Source organism: Acidobacteriota bacterium, assembly GCA_030697165.1.
In the GTDB taxonomy this organism is placed as follows: domain Bacteria; phylum Acidobacteriota; class Vicinamibacteria; order Vicinamibacterales; family UBA2999; genus 12-FULL-67-14b.
In genome coordinates this window covers 167,193-182,834 of the sequence record JAUYQQ010000019.1, presented here as the reverse complement: position 1 = coordinate 182,834, position 15,642 = coordinate 167,193, and the positions used below count along the sequence as shown (strand labels likewise).

The following is a 15,642-nucleotide window of genomic DNA, read 5'->3' as shown; positions in this document are numbered from 1 at the left end:
CGATTCGGTTCGGAGACTGTTAAAAAATGGGCCTATTTGACGCAGAAACGCGGCGTTCGGGCGATGCGGCCACCAGGGCCCTGTCGGTCACCACAGTCGAGACCGATTTTGTCGAGAAGGTCTATCAAGGCATTGCCGCGGCGTACGACTACACGTATGGCCCGACACTTCATCCCGGCCGGCTCGAGGCCATGGAGAAGATGGCGCTTCGTGCCGGCACCCACGTTCTCGAAGTGGGCGTCGGCACCGGCATCAACCTCGCCTTGTATCCGCGCAATTGCCGCATTACCGGCATCGATCTGTCGAGCAAGATGCTCGCCAAGGCCCAGGGCCGCATCGACGAGAAGGGGCTGCACCACTGCGACCTCGCCGAGATGGACGCGACCCAGCTCAAGTTCGCTGACGACTCCTTCGACGTCGTCTACGCGCCGTACGTGATCAGCGTGGTGCCGGAACCGGTGAAGGTGGCGCGCGAAATGTATCGCGTGTGCCGGCCCGGTGGCCGCGTCATCATCCTCAATCACTTCAAGAGTGCCAACCGCGTGATGGGCTGGATCGAAAAAGTGATCTCGCCCGCGACGGTGCACATCGGCTTCACCGCCGACCTCGACTTGCCGGGGTTCCTCGCGCAGGCCGAACTGAACCCGGTGTCGCTCGAGAAGGTCAACATCCCGAAAATGTGGACGCTGATCACGGTCGTCAAAGACTAACAGTTCGGTGTTACCACCGCCCGCGAATCCTGAAACCGGCTGGACACCCGTCCAGCCGTTTCCGTCTCTGGACTCCCATTCGTTTCTCGTCGCCAACCCGTCGGGTGAGAGCGTGCGCATTGCTTATTTCCGCGGACCCGAGCCGGGGGTGCTGTACGCAAAGGCCTGGTTCGGCCGCGAGACGCAGGGACCGCCCGGGCATGTGCACGGCGGCGCGATGGCGGCCGTGCTCGACGAAACCATGGGCGGCGCGTGCTGGATGAACGGCCACCGGACTGTGGCCGCGAAGATCTCGGTGTCGTTCCTCGAAATGGTGAAGCTCGAGACCGAGACGACGGTCGAGTCGCGGATCGAGCGCGTGGACGGGCGGAAGGTCTACGTGCGGGCGGTGTTGATCGATGGCGCACGGCGCGTGGCCGAGTCCGACGGGCTGTTCATCGTGCTGCGCGAGGACGCGCTCAACAAGACATAAACAGGAGATCAGGAGTTCAGGAGTTGTTCATTACTTATTCCTGATCTCTTGATCTCCTGTAATTTCCAGAATCCGGTCGGCCGCGACTTCCGCGCCGTTGGTCGGCGGGTGCTCGGGTGGCGCCGGCTGCGCCAGCAGCGCATCGAGGTGCGGACGCCAGTGGCCGCCAAACAAGTGGGCCTGGTCGATGAAGGCGGCTCGCAGGAATCGCGGCATCGCCGCCACGAGGACGTCGTACTCGATGAAGTGTCCCCGCGACGTGTAGAGCAGGGCGGTCTCGTTGGCCAGGCATTCGGACACGATGCCGTAACCGGGCTTGCTGACGACGACCTCGACCGCGCGCACGAGGTCTTCGTAGCGTAAGCCCTTGGCGTACATCGCGGCCTCGTCGACATCTCCCGGCAGCAGCGCCCGGTAGCCGGCCAGTTGGCGCAGGGCCGCGACGTTCAACCCCTCCACCCCGTAGCCACCAAACGAGACGAGGACCAGGCGCTCGTCCGCCGGCAGGCCCAGCAGGCGGCGGACCTCCGCCGGGTCGCGTGACGACCGCCGCGCGACAAACGGCACGTCAAGCACCGCCGGCATGGTGGCGAACCCGCCCCACATGGGAAGCCGCAGCGCGAGCGTGGTGTGCCGGTACACGGCGCCGATCGCGTCGGCCAGGTCGGCGCTGCCGGCGTAGCCCGAATAAATCCAGTCCCAGGTAAAGTTGCCGAGGGCAATGCCCGGCACGCCCGCCGCATGCGCCGCGGCGATGCCCAGTGCCGGAATGTCGGCGACCACGGCCGTCACGCCGGCCTGCCTCAGGTATGCCACTTCGCCCGCGACGCGCTCCGGAAACGTGGCCATGAACTCCCGCGCGCGGACGAGGGTGGCGGCTTCGTCCAGGTTGAGGCTGTCGAGCTGGATCACGCCCGTGTCGGTCTCGACCGGTTCGAGCACGACCCCTGGCCGCGCCGTGCGGCTGACGAGACACGGCGCCACGGCGGAGCGGATGACCACGCGCACGCCAGGGTGCCGGTCAACCAGGGCGTTGATGACCTCGATCGACCGGGAGGCGTGACCAAACCCGTGGCCAGAGATGTAGAACGCGACTGTCACACTGGTGATTATGACGGGAGGCACGACTTGACGGGAGGACACTGCTCGACGGGGCGGTGCCATTGGTCGGGACAGTCCCGTTGCGTGGCGTCACCCCGTCAGATGGTGCATCCCCGTCCCAGATCGGCCGCCCGGCAAGCTACAATGAAGTCGTGAGCTTTGACGAACGCGCCTTCTTCAGCGAGAAGCCCGAGTCCCGCCCGGCCAAGTACCCGTGCCCGCGCTGCAAGCGGACCAACGACTACACCATCCGCTGGGTGCGCCGCACCAAGAAGGGTGCGCCGCAGAACGCTGACGACCGCAAGAAGTTCGACAAGCTGCGCGATCACCTGCTGCGCCTGGACGATGAGGTGACGTGCAAGACCTGCGGCAAGAAGTTCGAGATCCCGTCGCTGCACTCGATGATGTTCCTCGATCAAATCGACGGCCTGCCGAAGGACGTCGAGACCGAGGAAGGCGAGGCGGCCGACGCGCCGGCGAAGCCGATGGACGCGACCACCCGCGCCGCCCTCCCGGCACGCTTCACGCGGCCCACCAAGGGTTGGAGAGGGTAACTACCAGATACCGGGCAACAGGCGCGATCGCACCTCTTTCTGGTACGTGCGGTACCTGTCGCCGAACGCTTCCACCAGCGACGCTTCTTCGAGCGGAATGGCCACGATCAGGTACACCGTGCTGATCACCGCGAACAGCAGCCGGCTGTTGGTCATGGGGTGCACCGCGAACACCATCAGGATCCACGCCAGGTAGATCGGATGCCGGACGAAGCCGAACAGCCCGGTGGTCGTGAACACGACCGGGCGGTCGGGCGCCGGCACGCGAACGCCCGCCAGTTCCCATACCCCGATCGCGCTTGCGGCGCGCCCCGTCATTGAGGCGCCGGTCAACACCACCAACCACATGCCCCAGCTCCAGACGCCGCTGAAGGTCCACGCCACGCCAGGCAGGGGTTGCCAGAGCCAGCAGACGGCGATGAATAACAAGCTGGCGACCCACACGTAAACACTGCGCTCGAGGTCCGCCGGCACGCTGCGCGTGATCCACGCCTTGGCGCCGGTCCTCGCCAGCAGGCTGTGATGCAGCGCGAACACCGTGAACAGCGCGACGTTGATGGCCACGGCCGGCCACAGCGGCTCCGCTGGCGGCGCGGGCACGCCGAGGTGGAGCCCGTAGACCAGCGCCCCCGACGCCAGTGACACCGCGAAGAGCAGCGCGCCGATCCAGACAAATGCCGTTCGCACGGACGTATTATGGACGGGATTAATGGTTCACGGGTTCACGGGTTCACGGGTTCAGGGGGTTCAGCGGGTGAGCGTGCCGCGCGTGGCCATCACGGGCATTGGGGTCGTCTCGGCCTTCGGGGCCGGGCGCGAGGTGTACTGGGACGCCATTCGCCAGGGGCGCAGTGGCACCCGCGCCATCACCGAGTTCGACGTCTCGACCTACCCCTGCAAGGTGGCGGCGCCCGTGCCGCCCCTGGACATCACCGCCGCCCAGCCCCTGAGCGGCGAAGCCAGCGCCAGGGACTCGCACGCCGATCCCAAGCGTTACTCCCGTGCCGCACTGTTCGGCGTGATCGCGGCCCGCGAGGCCTGGAACGACGCCGGCCTGGTCTTCGGCGAGGCGAATGCCGGCGTGATCATCGGCAGTGGCGGCGGCGGCATCGACGTCGGCGAGCGGCAATACCAGGATTTTTTCACCACCGGCGGCAAGAACGTGACGCCCTACGCCATTGCCCTCGGCATTTGCGGCATGGTGTCGAGCGAGATCTCGATCGCGCTCGGGGTGCGCGGCATCAGCCATGTCATGTCCACTGGCTGCACCAGTTCGACCGATGCGCTGGGCTACGCGTGCATGCTGCTGCGCCAGGGCGAGTGCGACGTGCTGCTGTCGGGCGGCACCGATGGCTGCGTGCTGCCGGGCATGATCTTCGGCTTCTCGCGCATGCGCGCCGTCTCGACCCACTACAACGATCGCGGTGCCGAGGCCTCGCGGCCGTTCGATCGCGGACGCGACGGCTTCGTTCTGGGCGAGGGCGCGTGGATGTTGACCCTGGAACTGGAGGAGCGCGCCCGCGCGCGCGGCGCCGCGGTCTACGCGACCATCGACGGCTATGCCTCGACCTGTGCGCATACCACCGCGTGCAGATGGACCCGGACGGCGAGCAGATCGTGCGCTGCATGCACACGGCCATCGCCCGCGCCGGACGGCACCCCGCCGACATTGGCTACATCAACTACCACGGCACCTCGACGCAGTTGAACGACACCATCGAGGCGCGCTGCACCCGCCTGGCGTTCGGCGGCGCGGCCGATCGCATCCCCGGTTCGTCCACCAAGTCGATGATCGGCCACCCGCAGGGCGCCAGCGGCGCGGCCGGCGTGGTGGCCACCGCCCTGGCGTTGTCGCGCGGCTTCCTGCCACCGACGATCAACCTCACCGATCCCGATCCCGCCTGCGATCTCGATTTCATCCCCACCCACGGCCGCGCCGCGCAACCCGAGGCGGCGCTCTGCAACTGCCTCGGCTTCGGCTCGAAGAACAGCGCGCTCGTGCTCGGCCGTTCCCATGGATGACGTGGTCATTGCCGGCGGCGGCCCCGCCGGCGCGTTCGCGGCACTGATCCTCGCGCGAGCCGGCGCCCGCGTGCGCGTCTTCGAGCGAGCGCGCTTTCCCCGGCACAAGCTGTGCGGCGACACGTTGAACCCCGGCGCGCTGGCCATGCTGGCGCGCCACGTCGAGACGGCGCCGCTGGTGGCGAAGAGTGATGACATTCACGGCATGCTGATTACCGGCCCGGGGCGCGTCGCGGTCCGCGGGGTGTACGGCGGCGGCGTCACGGGGCGCGCCGTGACGCGCAGCGTCTTCGATGAGTGGTTGCTTCGCGCGGCGGCCGCGGCGGGCGCACAGGTCGAAGAGGGCGCTGCCATCAAGGGCGCCCTCGTCGTTGAGGGGCGGGTGAGTGGCGTGATGGTAGCGCGCGACGACGGTGGGGCCATGACCCACCCGGGTCGCATGGTGATCGCCGCCGACGGGCGTCGCTCGACGCTCGCGTTTACCCGCGGCCTGGCGCGCCAGCCGGCGCGGCCACGGCGGTGGGCCATCGGCGCCTATTTCACCGATGTCGCCGGGTGCAGCACCGTTGGTGAGATGCACGTGCGCGCGGGCCACTACATTGGGGTCGCGCCGGTGCCCGGGGGCCTGACCAACGTGTGCGTGGTGATGCCGCACGCGGCCGGCGACCCGCCATTCGGATCGCCCATGGACCTGATTCGTTCGCGGCTCGACGCCGATCCCGGACTACGCGATCGCTGTGCGGCGGCACGGCCAGTCGGTGAGCCGGTGATGCTGGGGCCGATGGCGGTCGATGCCGACGCCGCCGGCGAACCGGGACTCTTGTTGGCCGGTGATGCGGCGGGCTTCATCGATCCGATGACGGGCGACGGTTTGCGGCTGGCGCTGGCGGGTGCGGAGCATGCCGCCGCCGTTGCCCTCGAAGTCCTGGCCGGCCGACTCTCCCCGCTGGCCGCCCACGTCGAACTGGCCCGGCGCCGGCGCACCGCGTTCGCCGCCAAATGGCGGTTCAACCGCACCCTCCGGTCACTGGTGACGTATCCCCAGGGCGTGACGACCGCCGCGCTCGCGGCTCGCGTGATGCCGTCGGTGTTCCAGGCCGTCATCCGCTACGCTGGGGATTGTGGGACGGGTCCGGCTAAAGCCGGACGCTACATCAGAGAATAGACCCGGACGCCACATCAATCAGGCCGGACGCCACAGCAGAGAGTGATGACCAATCAAGCCCTTGCCATTGCCGTCCTGACCGTCGTGGCCGCGTTGTTGATGATGGCCGGCGAGTTGGTGCTGTCGTCGTTCAACGAGCGCCAACTGCGCGCGAAGGGCGCGGTCGAGCCGCCGGGCGACGTCATTGCCACCATGCGCTGGGTCTATCCACTCTCGTTTGTGGCCATGGCCGTCGAAGGCGCGATCGCCGGCCCCAGTCCCAACGCCTTCCTGGCTGGCGGGTTGGTGCTGTTCGGGCTCGCGAAGGCGCTCAAGGTGTGGGCGATCTCGTCGCTTGGCCCGCGCTGGAGTTACCGCGTGCTGATTCTTCCCGGTGTGCCGCTCGTGACCACCGGTCCCTATCGCCTCATCGCCCACCCCAACTACCTGGCTGTGGTGGGGGAGCTGGTCAGCGTGGCGATGATCGTGGCTGCGCCGATCACGGGCGTGCTGGCGACCTTCGCGTTCGGCATGCTGATGCGCGCCCGCATCCGCGTGGAAGATCGGGCGCTCGGCCGCCTTCCGTGAAGCGGTAGCTCGCCACCGACTTGTCCCGCCGAAGCCTTGGCGTAGGCGGACTACAATACTCAGCGTGAAACTGCCCAAATGGGCGACGGCGCTCGACGTGGTTGCCGTCGTGATGGCCATCGTTGCGCTCTCGGTGATCATTGGCGGCGGTTTCCGGGTCAACGTGTTCGACGTGCGGCTGTCAGTCACCGACTGGTGGCGTCCCGCGCTGTGGAGCACCGTGGCGATGATCGTTCGCCACGCGCTGGTGCGGCAACTGCCGCTGCCACAACGGGTGGTGCAAGCGGTCGTCCGCTGGTGGCGCGATCCGGTGACCAGGACCGTGTTGCCCATTCACATTGCGACCCGCGGCGGCGTGCTGGCGGTCGGGTTTCTCGCGGTGATTCTGATCGGCTTCCCGGCAGAGGCCACGTCGCGCTGGCGCATTTACTCCAACGACTTCCTCGACCTGCCGGCCCGCTGGGACACCGGCTGGTATCTCGGCATTGCGATGCAGGGGTATCGCTTCGACCCGGCCGTCGACGCCAACGTCCAGCAGAACATCGCATTCTTTCCGGCGTACCCGATGGCCATGCGCTACCTGTCGGCGGTGCTCGGCCACCAGCCGCTCTGGACCGGCGTGGGCATCTCGCTGGTCGCGTTCTTTCTCGCGCTCGGCTACTTCCTGCGGCTGGCGCGCGACGAGCTGCGCGATGATGCGGCCGCCGCGACGGCGGTCATGCTGCTGGCCGCGTATCCGTTCGCGGTGTTCTTCAGTGCCGCCTACACCGAGGCCCTGTTCCTGCTGACCCTGGTCGGCGCGGTCTATCACTTCCGTCACGGCCAGCTCTGGCGCGCCGCCGCCTGGGGCTTCGGGTGCGGCCTGACCCGGCCGAACGGTGCTTTTCTTTCGATCGTGCTCGGCCTGATGGCGGTGGCGCCGATGTGGGATGCCGTGCGCTGGCGACCGATCCTGCCGCCGCCCACGGGCTGGCCGCAGATTGGCAAGCGCCTGCTGTCGGCCGCGGCGCCGGGTTTCGGCATGCTCGCGTTCTCGGCCTTCATCTATCAACTTACCGGCAACCCGTTCAAGTGGACGCTGCAGAACGTGGCGTGGGGGCGGGTCTACCGCGGCCTCGACTCGCTGGTGTTGGACCGGGTCGATTACATTGCCAGCAACGGCCTTTACAGCTACGCGTCGACGCAGACCATCGATCTGTTCTACCTGCTCGGGGTGTTGTTCATGCTGGGTGCCGCGTGGCCGGTCTATCGCCGCTTCGGCCTGCCCTATGCGGTGCTGCTGCTCGTCAACTTGCTGCCGCCGATGGCGGCGGGTGGCATGCTTTCAATGGGCCGCGTGACCGCAGTGCTGTTTCCGGCCTTCTTGTGGATGGGCGACGCCATTCCCGAGCGCCACCGCACCGCGTGGATTGCCTGCTTCGCGTGCCTGCAGGGGTTCGTCGCGGTGATGTTCTTTACCTGGCGCCCGTTGTTTTAGTAAGCGGCGATCCACTGCCGCACGATGTGCTGGATCGATTCCTCGTGCGCCTTCACATCCTCAATCCCGGCAAAGTTCATCAGCGCGCGATCCTTCGCCAGCCACTTGAGCAGGCCCTGTGGATCCTCGAGCTGAAACGCCGGGACCTCGCGGACCTTTGCGCCGAGGTGCATGACGATGCCGATGCCCTCTTTCGTGCGCAGGTGCGTGGTCGCGAAGTACCCCGTGGTCCGGAAGCTCGGCGCGTTCCATTTCACGCCTTCGGCAATCGCCGGATCGGCGCTGCACATGATCCGGCGGATCAGCTGGATCGCATCCTTGTGCGGGTGTTCGAGCGTGACCATGAACCGATCGACGGCCTCGGTCGTGTCGGCGGCGACGGCGGTGCGGGTGGGGCGGGGCGTGGGCGGCACCCAACCATCCTAGACGGATTTCGCATCTGACCCGCAGAGCTTCGAGCCCGGCCTGCACGCCGGTTCCGGCGTCCAAATCACATGCGCCGAGGCTATACTCGACCCCAGACCATGTCTCGCCGTCTCTGGTTGCTCCTGGGTCCGGTCGTCCTCACGATTGGTCTCGCGCCGTTCGTGACGGCCGAGCAATCGCCGACGGTGGCCGCTGCGCGCACCAACGCCGAACAGTCGTGGCGCGCCGGCCGTCTCGACGAGATCGAGAAGTTCGCCGACGCCTTCCCGAAAGATGAACAGCTGGCGGTGTTGCGGGCTAAGGCCATCGCCGCGCGCGGCGACTACGCGCGCGCCGACGCGGTGCTGCAGCCGTTTGCCGCGGCCAACCCGGCTGGCGATGCGTCGCTCGAAGCGGGCTTGCTGCACCAGCTGGTGGGACGCCGCAACGATGCGCGCCGCGCCCTCCAGGTGGTCATGCTCGGCCAGCAACGCAGTCCCACCGCTCGCGACTACCTGCGCGCCGCCCGGGCCGCCCGCGCCCTGGGCCGCTTCGACGATGCCAACGCGTTCTTTCGCGATGCCGATGGCATGGCGCCCAACGACCCGGTGATTAACACCGAGTGGGGCAACCTGTTCGTCGAGAAGTACAACAACCAGGACGCGGCCCGTTCGTTCCAGGAGGCGCTGAAGGCCGATCCTGACTACGGTCCCGCGCTGCTCGGCCTGGCCCGCTCGGTGGCCGACCAGAATCCGCCACAGGCCGTCGGCCTCGCGCAGCAGGCTCTCAAGCAGAACCCGATTGATCCGGGCGCGCACCTGTTCGTCGCCGAGATGGCGATCTACCAGGACAAGAAGAAAGATGCGCTCGCCTCGATCGACCAGGTGCTCGCGGTCAACCCACGGCACCTCGAGGCGCTGTCGATGCAGGCAGCGCTGGCCTACGTCGACGGCCGCATGGCCGACTACGACGCGGCGGTCGCCGCGGCCCTGAAGATCCACCCCACCTACGGCGAGATTCACCGGGTGGTGGGATCGATCACCGCGCACTACTACCGCTTCGACGAAGCGGTCGAGCACGTGCGCCAGGGCATTGCGCTCGATCAAGCCAATCCGAAGTCGTACGCCGACCTGGGCGCGCACCTGATGCGCACCGGCGACGAGCGCAACGCCCGGCGCGCGCTCGAAACCGCGTTCAAGGTGGACCCGTGGAACGTGGTCACCTACAACCTGCTGCAGCTGCTCGACACGCTGGAGCCCTTCGACACCATTCACGAAGGGGACATGGTGATTCGCCTGCATCCCGACGAGCAGGCCGTGCTGCGGCAGTACGTGCCGCAGCTGGCCAAGGAGTCGATGGCGGCCCTCACCAAGCGGTGGGAGTTCACGCCGAAGGGGCCCATCCTGGTCCAACTGTTCCCCAACCACGACGACTTCGCGGTGCGCACGCTCGGCTTGCCAGGCATGATCGGCGCGCTCGGCGCGTGCTTCGGCCAGGTCGTGACCATGGACTCGCCGAGAGCGCGCCCTCCGGGCAGCTTCAACTGGGCCGAGACCCTGTGGCACGAGATGGCGCACGTCATCACGTTGCAGTTGTCGAACAACCGCCTGCCGCGGTGGCTGAGCGAAGGCGCGTCGGTCTACGAAGAACGGCGCGCGCGCCAGGAATGGGGACGGGAAATGGACATCCCGTTCGCCCGCTACATGGACAAGGGCAAGCTGATCAGCCTGCGCGACCTCAACTCCGGTTTCAGCAGCGCGGAGCAGATTTCGTACTCCTACTACCAGGCGTCACTCGTCGTCGAGCACATCGTTGACGTGTACGGGCAGCCTAAGCTGCGCGCGTTGGTGGTGGCTTACGGTGACGGCTCCGATACGGAGACTGCGATCAAGAAGGCCCTGGGCGTCGATCTCGACACGCTGCAGGCAAGCTTCGACGCGTTCCTCGAAAGCCGGTATGCCGGCGTGCGCCGCGCGCTGGCCGTGCCCAAGGGGCTGACCGCTGATACGCCGCTCGAACAGGTGAAGACGATTGCGTCAGCCAACCCGGACAACTACACCGCGCAGATGGCGCTCGGTGAAGCGCTCGCCGCGAGCGATCCCGACGCCGCGATGGCCGCCTTCGAGCGCGCGGCGAAGCTGGTGCCTAACGTGACCGGCGGAGACAGCCCCTACGCCTTGATTGCCGCTGTGGCCGCCAAGAAGGGCGACCAGCCCCGCGCCGCGGCGGCCCTGGCGACCCTGACCGCCATGAGCAATACCGACATTGCTTCGGCCCGGCAACTGGCAACGCTGGTCGACCCCGCGCGCGATCGCAGCCACTTACAGGTCGCGCTGAAGAGCGTCGTCGCCATCGACCCGTTCGACGGGGCGGCGCATGCCACTCTCGGCCGCCTCGATTTCGAAGCGAAGCGGCTGGACGACGCCATCCGGATGTTCCGGGTCGCGCTGGCCGCCAAGCCGCTTGATCGCGCGAGTGCGCACGCCGACCTGGGCGAGGCGCTCGCCGAAGCCGGGCAGCGCGACGAGGCCAGGAAGCAGGCGCTCGCGGCTCTCGAGGTGGCGCCAACTTACACCCGGGCACAGGACCTGCTGCTCAAGCTCGCGCAAGGAAGCCGCTGATGCGCCAGCCGCGATGGGTTGCTGCCATCGCCCTGCTGGTGGCGGCGGTGTGGCTCGCCACCGAGGTGAGCGCCCAGATCCCGGTCATTGGCGGCGACAAGTTCCAGGGGCTGACCTGGACCTTCGTGCGCATCAAATACGGGTCGTACCAGGGCGAGGGCGCCGCCAGGAATTCGCAGCTGGCGTACTGGGACGACCCGTGGGCGATTGACGCGCCGGCGGCCGAACAGAACCTGTCGCGCCGCATCAAGTCAGTGACCGCCATCGAAGTGGGCGAGCCGCAGGTGCTGACGCTCGAAGACGAGAAGCTCTTCGAATACCCCTGGATTTACATCGTCGAGCCCAGCAACCTGGTGCTGACGGAGAAGGAAGTGGTGATCCTGCGCGAGTTCCTGCTGCGCGGAGGCACGCTCACGCTCGATGATTTTCATGGCCCCTACGAGTGGGACCTCACCATGCGCCAGTTGCAGCGCGTGTTTCCGGATCGACAGGTCGTCGAGATTGCGCCGCCGCACCCGATCTACAGCTGCTTCTATCGCCTCGATAAGTACCCGCAGATTCCCGGCCTCGGCTCGTTCCTGAGCGGCCGGACCTGGGAAAAGGGTGGTTTCGTGGCGCGGCTGCGCGGCATTCTCGATGACGCCGGCCGGCCCATGGTGCTGATCAACTGGAACACCGACATGGGCGACGGTGTGGAATGGTCGAACGCGCAGGAGTACCCGGGGTACATCCGGCATACCGCGCTGGCCTACCAGATGCTCATCAATGAAGTGATTTATTCGCTGACACACTGAGGTCTCATGAATCGGACGACGGACGTGGCGGTCGAAGGCCTGGCGGAACGCGTGGCCGGGAGCCGGCAGAAGATCCTGACGGAACTGCGCAAGGTCATTGTCGGGCAGGACGACGTGGTCGATGAAGTGCTGATGGCGCTGTTCTGCGGCGGCCATTGCCTGATCACCGGCGTGCCGGGCCTGGCCAAGACGCTGCTGGTCAAGACGATCGCGCAGATCCTCGACCTGAAGTTCAAGCGCATCCAGTTCACGCCCGACCTGATGCCGGCCGACATCACCGGCACCGAGGTTCTCGACGAAGAGAACGGGCACCGCGCCCTGCGCTTCGTGCCCGGGCCGATCTTCGCGCAGATCATCCTGGCCGACGAGATCAACCGCACGCCGCCCAAGACCCAGGCGGCGCTGCTCGAGGCGATGCAGGAGTACCACGTCACCGCCGCCGGCCGCACCTATCCGCTGGAGCGGCCATTTTTCGTGCTGGCGACGCAGAACCCGATCGAGTTGGAGGGCACGTATCCCTTGCCGGAGGCGCAGCTCGATCGCTTCCTCTTCAACGTGGTGATGACCTACCTGTCGGAAGACGACGAAGTGCAGGTGGTTACCGACACCACGAGCACCAAGAAAGCCGAGCCGTCGCGGGTGCTCGATGGCGCCGAGATTCTCGCGATCCAGGACTGCGTGCGCCAGGTGCTGGTCGCCGAAGAGGTCGTGCGTTACGCGGTGCGGCTGGCCGACAGCACGCGTCCCGGCCGGGGCGCGAAGCTCGACTTCATCGACAAGTGGGTGAAGTGGGGCGCCGGCCTGCGCGCGTCGCATGCGCTGGTGATTGGCGCCAAGGCGCGGGCCCTGCTCCATGGCCGCGTGCATGTGTCGGTGAAGGACATCCAGGCGCTGGCCAAGCCGATCCTGCGGCACCGCGTGCTGCCGAACTTCTATGCCGAGGCCGAAGGCATCACGTCGGATCGCATTGTCGATCAGTTGCTCGATGCCGTGCCGGTGCCCGCCAGCGGGTTGTAGGGCCACCGATTGACACCGATTAGGCACTGACGAACGTGGCTGGTGAAGCAAGGTTTCTCGACCCGGCGGTCGTCGCGCGGCTCGGCACGATCGACCTGAAGGCGCGGACCATCGTCGAGGGTTTCCTGACCGGGCTGCATCGCAGCCCGTACAAGGGATTCAGCGTCGAGTTCGCCGAGTATCGTCAGTACCTGCCCGGCGACGACCTGGCCACGCTCGACTGGAAGGTCTACGCGCGCTCGGACCGGCACTTCGTCAAGAAGTACGAAGAGGAAACCAACCTCGCCTGCCACCTGCTGCTCGATGTCAGCGCCTCGATGGGCTATGGCTCGCGCGGCATCACAAAACTGCAGTACGGGTCGTACCTCACCGGCGCGCTCGCCTACCTGATGAACCGCCAGCGTGATGCCTTCGGGTTGATCGCGTTTGACGATCGCATTGCCTCGCTGGTGCCGGCCAGCGCGCGCACCGGCCACCTGCGGGCGGTGTTGCTGGCGCTGGAGCGCCTGAAGCTGGGCGCCCGCACCGACGTCGCCAAGCCGCTGCACGACTTCGCCGCGGCGGTGCGCCGTCGCGGACTGGTCGTGCTGGTCTCGGACCTGCTCGATGATCCGGCGCAGGTGCTCGAGGGCCTCAAGCACTTCCGCTACCGTGGCACCGACGTGGTCGTGTTCCAGGTGCTCGATCCCGACGAACTGAAGTTCCCGTTCGAGGGCGCCGCCCGCTTCCGCGACATGGAAACCGCGGCCGAGGTCATGGCCGTGCCGGCCAACGTCCGGAAGGACTACCTCGAGCGGATGCAGGCGATGATCGCGCACTACCAGCGCGAGTTGTCGCTCGCCGGCATCGATTACTGCCTGCTCGACACGTCACAGCCACTCGAACTGGGGTTGATGGCGTACCTGATGACGCGCCGCCGGATGCCGTGATGTTTGGGGTGTCTTTTCTCTCCCCGTTGTTCCTGGTTGGCGCGCTGGCGGCGGCGGTGCCGATCCTGCTGCACCTGTTCCATCGCAAGACCGAGGTGGTGATCGACTTTCCGTCGGTCAAGCTGCTGACGCGCGCACCGGTGCAGCAGCATCGGCGCCGGCAACTGCGCGAGTTGATCCTGCTGGCCCTGCGGGTCGCGGCGCTCGTGCTGCTGGCGGTGTCGTTCGCGCGGCCGTATCTCGCCGGCGCGACCGCGCCGCTATCGGCGCCGGTGACGGTGATCGCGCTCGATACGTCGATGAGCCTGTCGGCGCCGGGCCAGTTCGCGCGGGCGCAGCAGGCGGCGGTGCAGGCGGTGGCCTCGGCGCCGGCCTCGCACGCCGTCGCGGTGATTGCATTTGCCGACGCCGCGACGGTGGCCGCGCCGCCCACGACCGACCGCGACGCCGCACGGGCGGCCATCAGCGGCGCGACCGTGGGCGCTGGCGGCACCCGGTACCGCACCGCCCTCGCGGCCGCCAGCGAGGTGATTGGCGCGCGCGACGGCCGCGTGGTGATCGTGACCGACCTGCAGCAGGCGGGATGGGAAGCGAACGACGACGGTGGCATTCCGGACGGCATCGAGGTGGAGGTCGTTCCGGTGGCGCGACCTGCCGGCAACCTCGCCGTGACGTCCGCTGCGCGTCGCGACCGCGTGGTGGTCGCCACCGTCCAGAATTACGGTCCGGACGAGGCGAAGACGTCCGTCACGCTGATGGTCGATGGGCAACCCGTCGCCGGCGCGGTTGCGACCATGGCGCCGCAGGCCGCGGCCGATGTCGAACTGCGTGGCGGCTTCGGTGAGGCCGCCGAGGCGCAGGTCGTGATCGACGACGCCGCCGGCTACCAGGCCGACAACGTTCGACTCGTGGCGCTCAGTCCGCCGCCTGCCGTGGCCATTGCCGCGCTGGTCGCCGACCCGACCGGCGCGACTGGCGGCATCTATATCGAGCGCGCCTTGTCGGTGGCGGACGAGGGACGTGAGTTTGCCGTGACCGTGGCCGACGGCCGTGTCCTCTCGAAATGGACGGCTGCCGAGATGACCCGGCACGCGGCGCTGGTCATCCTCGGTACGCGCACGCTCGACCGAACCGGCCGGGAGTTGGTGAAGGCCTACCTGGCCGGTGGCGGACCGGTGCTGCTGACCCTGGGGCCCGACGTTGACCCGGGGACGCTGGGCGACGTCGTTGGCGTCGACCTTGGCCTGTCGCCGGCGCCGGTCCGCCAGCCCGGCGCCACCTTGGTGGCCAGCGACAGCCGTCATCCCATCTTTCGGCCATTCGTCATTCCGTCGGGGGCGCTTGGCGACGTCCAGATTGACCAGCACCGGCGTCTAAAGAACCAGGAGGGCCGGACCGTGCTCGCGCGGCTGTCTGGAGGCGACGCTGCGCTCACGGAACAGGTGGTCGGGCAGGGGCGGCTGTTGGTGTTCACATCGGATCTCGACAACCAATGGAATCGTTTCCCGCTGCATCCGTCGTTCGTGCCGTTTGCCATCGAAACTGCGCGTTACCTGACCGCGGGACGGCAGCCGGTCACTGATGTGGTCACTGGCGCCGGTGAATCGAACCCGGCGGCGACCAGCGTGGATGAGTTCATCAACGGCATCACGAGGACGGCTCGCGTCGAGCGGACCGAGGCGATGACCGTAGCGCACGAGGTGGAAGATCAGCAGCGGTGGTGGCAGGTTGGATTGCTGGTGATGCTGGCCGCGCTGGCCGGTGAAGCGCTGGTTGGGCGACGGGCAGCGTGAGCTAGGATTGGGCAG

General features: G+C 67.5%; 16 protein-coding genes. 13 read left to right on the top strand and 3 right to left on the bottom strand.

Annotation, left to right across the window (positions count from 1 at the left end; translation table 11 throughout):
* The first annotated feature begins 26 nt into the window (after window positions 1-26).
* Both Q8T13_18290 and Q8T13_18285 read left to right on the top strand, forming a co-directional pair.
* Complete coding sequence (locus Q8T13_18290; protein ID MDP3719715.1) at window positions 27-710, top strand: methyltransferase domain-containing protein; 684 nt, start codon at window positions 27-29, stop codon at window positions 708-710.
* Window positions 711-717: 7 nt separating this feature from the next.
* The gene (locus Q8T13_18285) at window positions 718-1,182 is read left to right on the top strand and encodes a PaaI family thioesterase (protein ID MDP3719714.1); all 465 of its coding nucleotides are present in this window, start codon (window positions 718-720) and stop codon (window positions 1,180-1,182) included.
* A gap of 30 nt (window positions 1,183-1,212) precedes the next feature.
* Here the strand turns inward: Q8T13_18285 and Q8T13_18280 are convergent, their stop codons facing one another.
* Window positions 1,213-2,283, bottom strand: coding sequence for a hypothetical protein (locus Q8T13_18280; protein MDP3719713.1), 1,071 nt, complete (start codon window positions 2,281-2,283; stop codon window positions 1,213-1,215).
* A 152-nt stretch (window positions 2,284-2,435) separates the two neighbouring features.
* Here Q8T13_18280 and Q8T13_18275 point away from each other — a divergent pair, with 152 nt between their 5' ends.
* Complete coding sequence (locus tag Q8T13_18275; protein MDP3719712.1) at window positions 2,436-2,837, top strand: hypothetical protein; 402 nt, start codon at window positions 2,436-2,438, stop codon at window positions 2,835-2,837.
* Here the strand turns inward: Q8T13_18275 and Q8T13_18270 are convergent, their stop codons facing one another.
* Window positions 2,838-3,524: a methyltransferase gene (locus Q8T13_18270; GenBank protein ID MDP3719711.1), complete on the bottom strand. Its 687-nt coding sequence runs from the start codon at window positions 3,522-3,524 to the stop codon at window positions 2,838-2,840. It abuts the gene before it with no gap.
* Window positions 3,525-3,591: 67 nt separating this feature from the next.
* Here Q8T13_18270 and Q8T13_18265 point away from each other — a divergent pair, with 67 nt between their 5' ends.
* The 5 genes from Q8T13_18265 (at window position 3,592) to Q8T13_18245 (ending at window position 8,068) form a co-directional block, all read left to right on the top strand.
* Window positions 3,592-4,545 (top strand): beta-ketoacyl synthase N-terminal-like domain-containing protein, encoded by a 954-nt coding sequence (locus tag Q8T13_18265; protein ID MDP3719710.1) that lies wholly within the window; start codon window positions 3,592-3,594, stop codon window positions 4,543-4,545.
* Complete coding sequence (locus Q8T13_18260; GenBank protein MDP3719709.1) at window positions 4,464-4,859, top strand: hypothetical protein; 396 nt, start codon at window positions 4,464-4,466, stop codon at window positions 4,857-4,859. The genes Q8T13_18265 and Q8T13_18260 overlap by 82 nt, the downstream gene beginning before the upstream one ends.
* Complete coding sequence (locus tag Q8T13_18255) at window positions 4,852-6,024, top strand: FAD-dependent monooxygenase (protein MDP3719708.1); 1,173 nt, start codon at window positions 4,852-4,854, stop codon at window positions 6,022-6,024. The genes Q8T13_18260 and Q8T13_18255 overlap by 8 nt, the downstream gene beginning before the upstream one ends.
* Before the next feature lie 45 nt (window positions 6,025-6,069).
* On the top strand, window positions 6,070-6,591 hold the full coding sequence (locus Q8T13_18250; GenBank protein MDP3719707.1) for an isoprenylcysteine carboxylmethyltransferase family protein: 522 nt from the start codon (window positions 6,070-6,072) through the stop codon (window positions 6,589-6,591).
* A gap of 64 nt (window positions 6,592-6,655) precedes the next feature.
* Window positions 6,656-8,068: a mannosyltransferase family protein gene (locus Q8T13_18245; protein MDP3719706.1), complete on the top strand. Its 1,413-nt coding sequence runs from the start codon at window positions 6,656-6,658 to the stop codon at window positions 8,066-8,068.
* Here the strand turns inward: Q8T13_18245 and Q8T13_18240 are convergent.
* Window positions 8,065-8,481, bottom strand: a complete 417-nt coding sequence (locus Q8T13_18240) for a DUF1801 domain-containing protein (GenBank protein ID MDP3719705.1) — start codon at window positions 8,479-8,481, stop codon at window positions 8,065-8,067. The genes Q8T13_18245 and Q8T13_18240 overlap by 4 nt on opposite strands.
* Before the next feature lie 111 nt (window positions 8,482-8,592).
* Here Q8T13_18240 and Q8T13_18235 point away from each other — a divergent pair, with 111 nt between their 5' ends.
* From Q8T13_18235 to Q8T13_18215, 5 genes are read left to right on the top strand one after another with little or no spacing between them, the layout of a single operon-like run.
* Window positions 8,593-11,094, top strand: a complete 2,502-nt coding sequence (locus tag Q8T13_18235) for a tetratricopeptide repeat protein (GenBank protein ID MDP3719704.1) — start codon at window positions 8,593-8,595, stop codon at window positions 11,092-11,094.
* On the top strand, window positions 11,094-11,888 hold the full coding sequence (locus Q8T13_18230) for a DUF4159 domain-containing protein (GenBank protein ID MDP3719703.1): 795 nt from the start codon (window positions 11,094-11,096) through the stop codon (window positions 11,886-11,888). The genes Q8T13_18235 and Q8T13_18230 overlap by 1 nt, the downstream gene beginning before the upstream one ends.
* A 6-nt stretch (window positions 11,889-11,894) precedes the next feature.
* Complete coding sequence (locus tag Q8T13_18225) at window positions 11,895-12,905, top strand: AAA family ATPase (protein ID MDP3719702.1); 1,011 nt, start codon at window positions 11,895-11,897, stop codon at window positions 12,903-12,905.
* A gap of 35 nt (window positions 12,906-12,940) precedes the next feature.
* Window positions 12,941-13,834 (top strand): DUF58 domain-containing protein, encoded by an 894-nt coding sequence (locus Q8T13_18220; protein MDP3719701.1) that lies wholly within the window; start codon window positions 12,941-12,943, stop codon window positions 13,832-13,834.
* 8 nt (window positions 13,835-13,842) lie between these two features.
* Window positions 13,843-15,627: a BatA domain-containing protein gene (locus tag Q8T13_18215; protein ID MDP3719700.1), complete on the top strand. Its 1,785-nt coding sequence runs from the start codon at window positions 13,843-13,845 to the stop codon at window positions 15,625-15,627.
* Window positions 15,628-15,642: the final 15 nt, after the last annotated feature.

Coding starts and splice junctions, on each gene's coding strand:
- Q8T13_18260 (MDP3719709.1), top strand. CDS start 4,464: ATGCACACGGCCATCGCCCGCGCCGGACGGCACCCCGCCGACATTGGC.
- Q8T13_18255 (MDP3719708.1), top strand. CDS start 4,852: ATGGATGACGTGGTCATTGCCGGCGGCGGCCCCGCCGGCGCGTTCGCG.
- Q8T13_18230 (MDP3719703.1), top strand. CDS start 11,094: ATGCGCCAGCCGCGATGGGTTGCTGCCATCGCCCTGCTGGTGGCGGCG.
- Q8T13_18235 (MDP3719704.1), top strand. CDS start 8,593: ATGTCTCGCCGTCTCTGGTTGCTCCTGGGTCCGGTCGTCCTCACGATT.
- Q8T13_18225 (MDP3719702.1), top strand. CDS start 11,895: ATGAATCGGACGACGGACGTGGCGGTCGAAGGCCTGGCGGAACGCGTG.
- Q8T13_18290 (MDP3719715.1), top strand. CDS start 27: ATGGGCCTATTTGACGCAGAAACGCGGCGTTCGGGCGATGCGGCCACC.
- Q8T13_18250 (MDP3719707.1), top strand. CDS start 6,070: ATGACCAATCAAGCCCTTGCCATTGCCGTCCTGACCGTCGTGGCCGCG.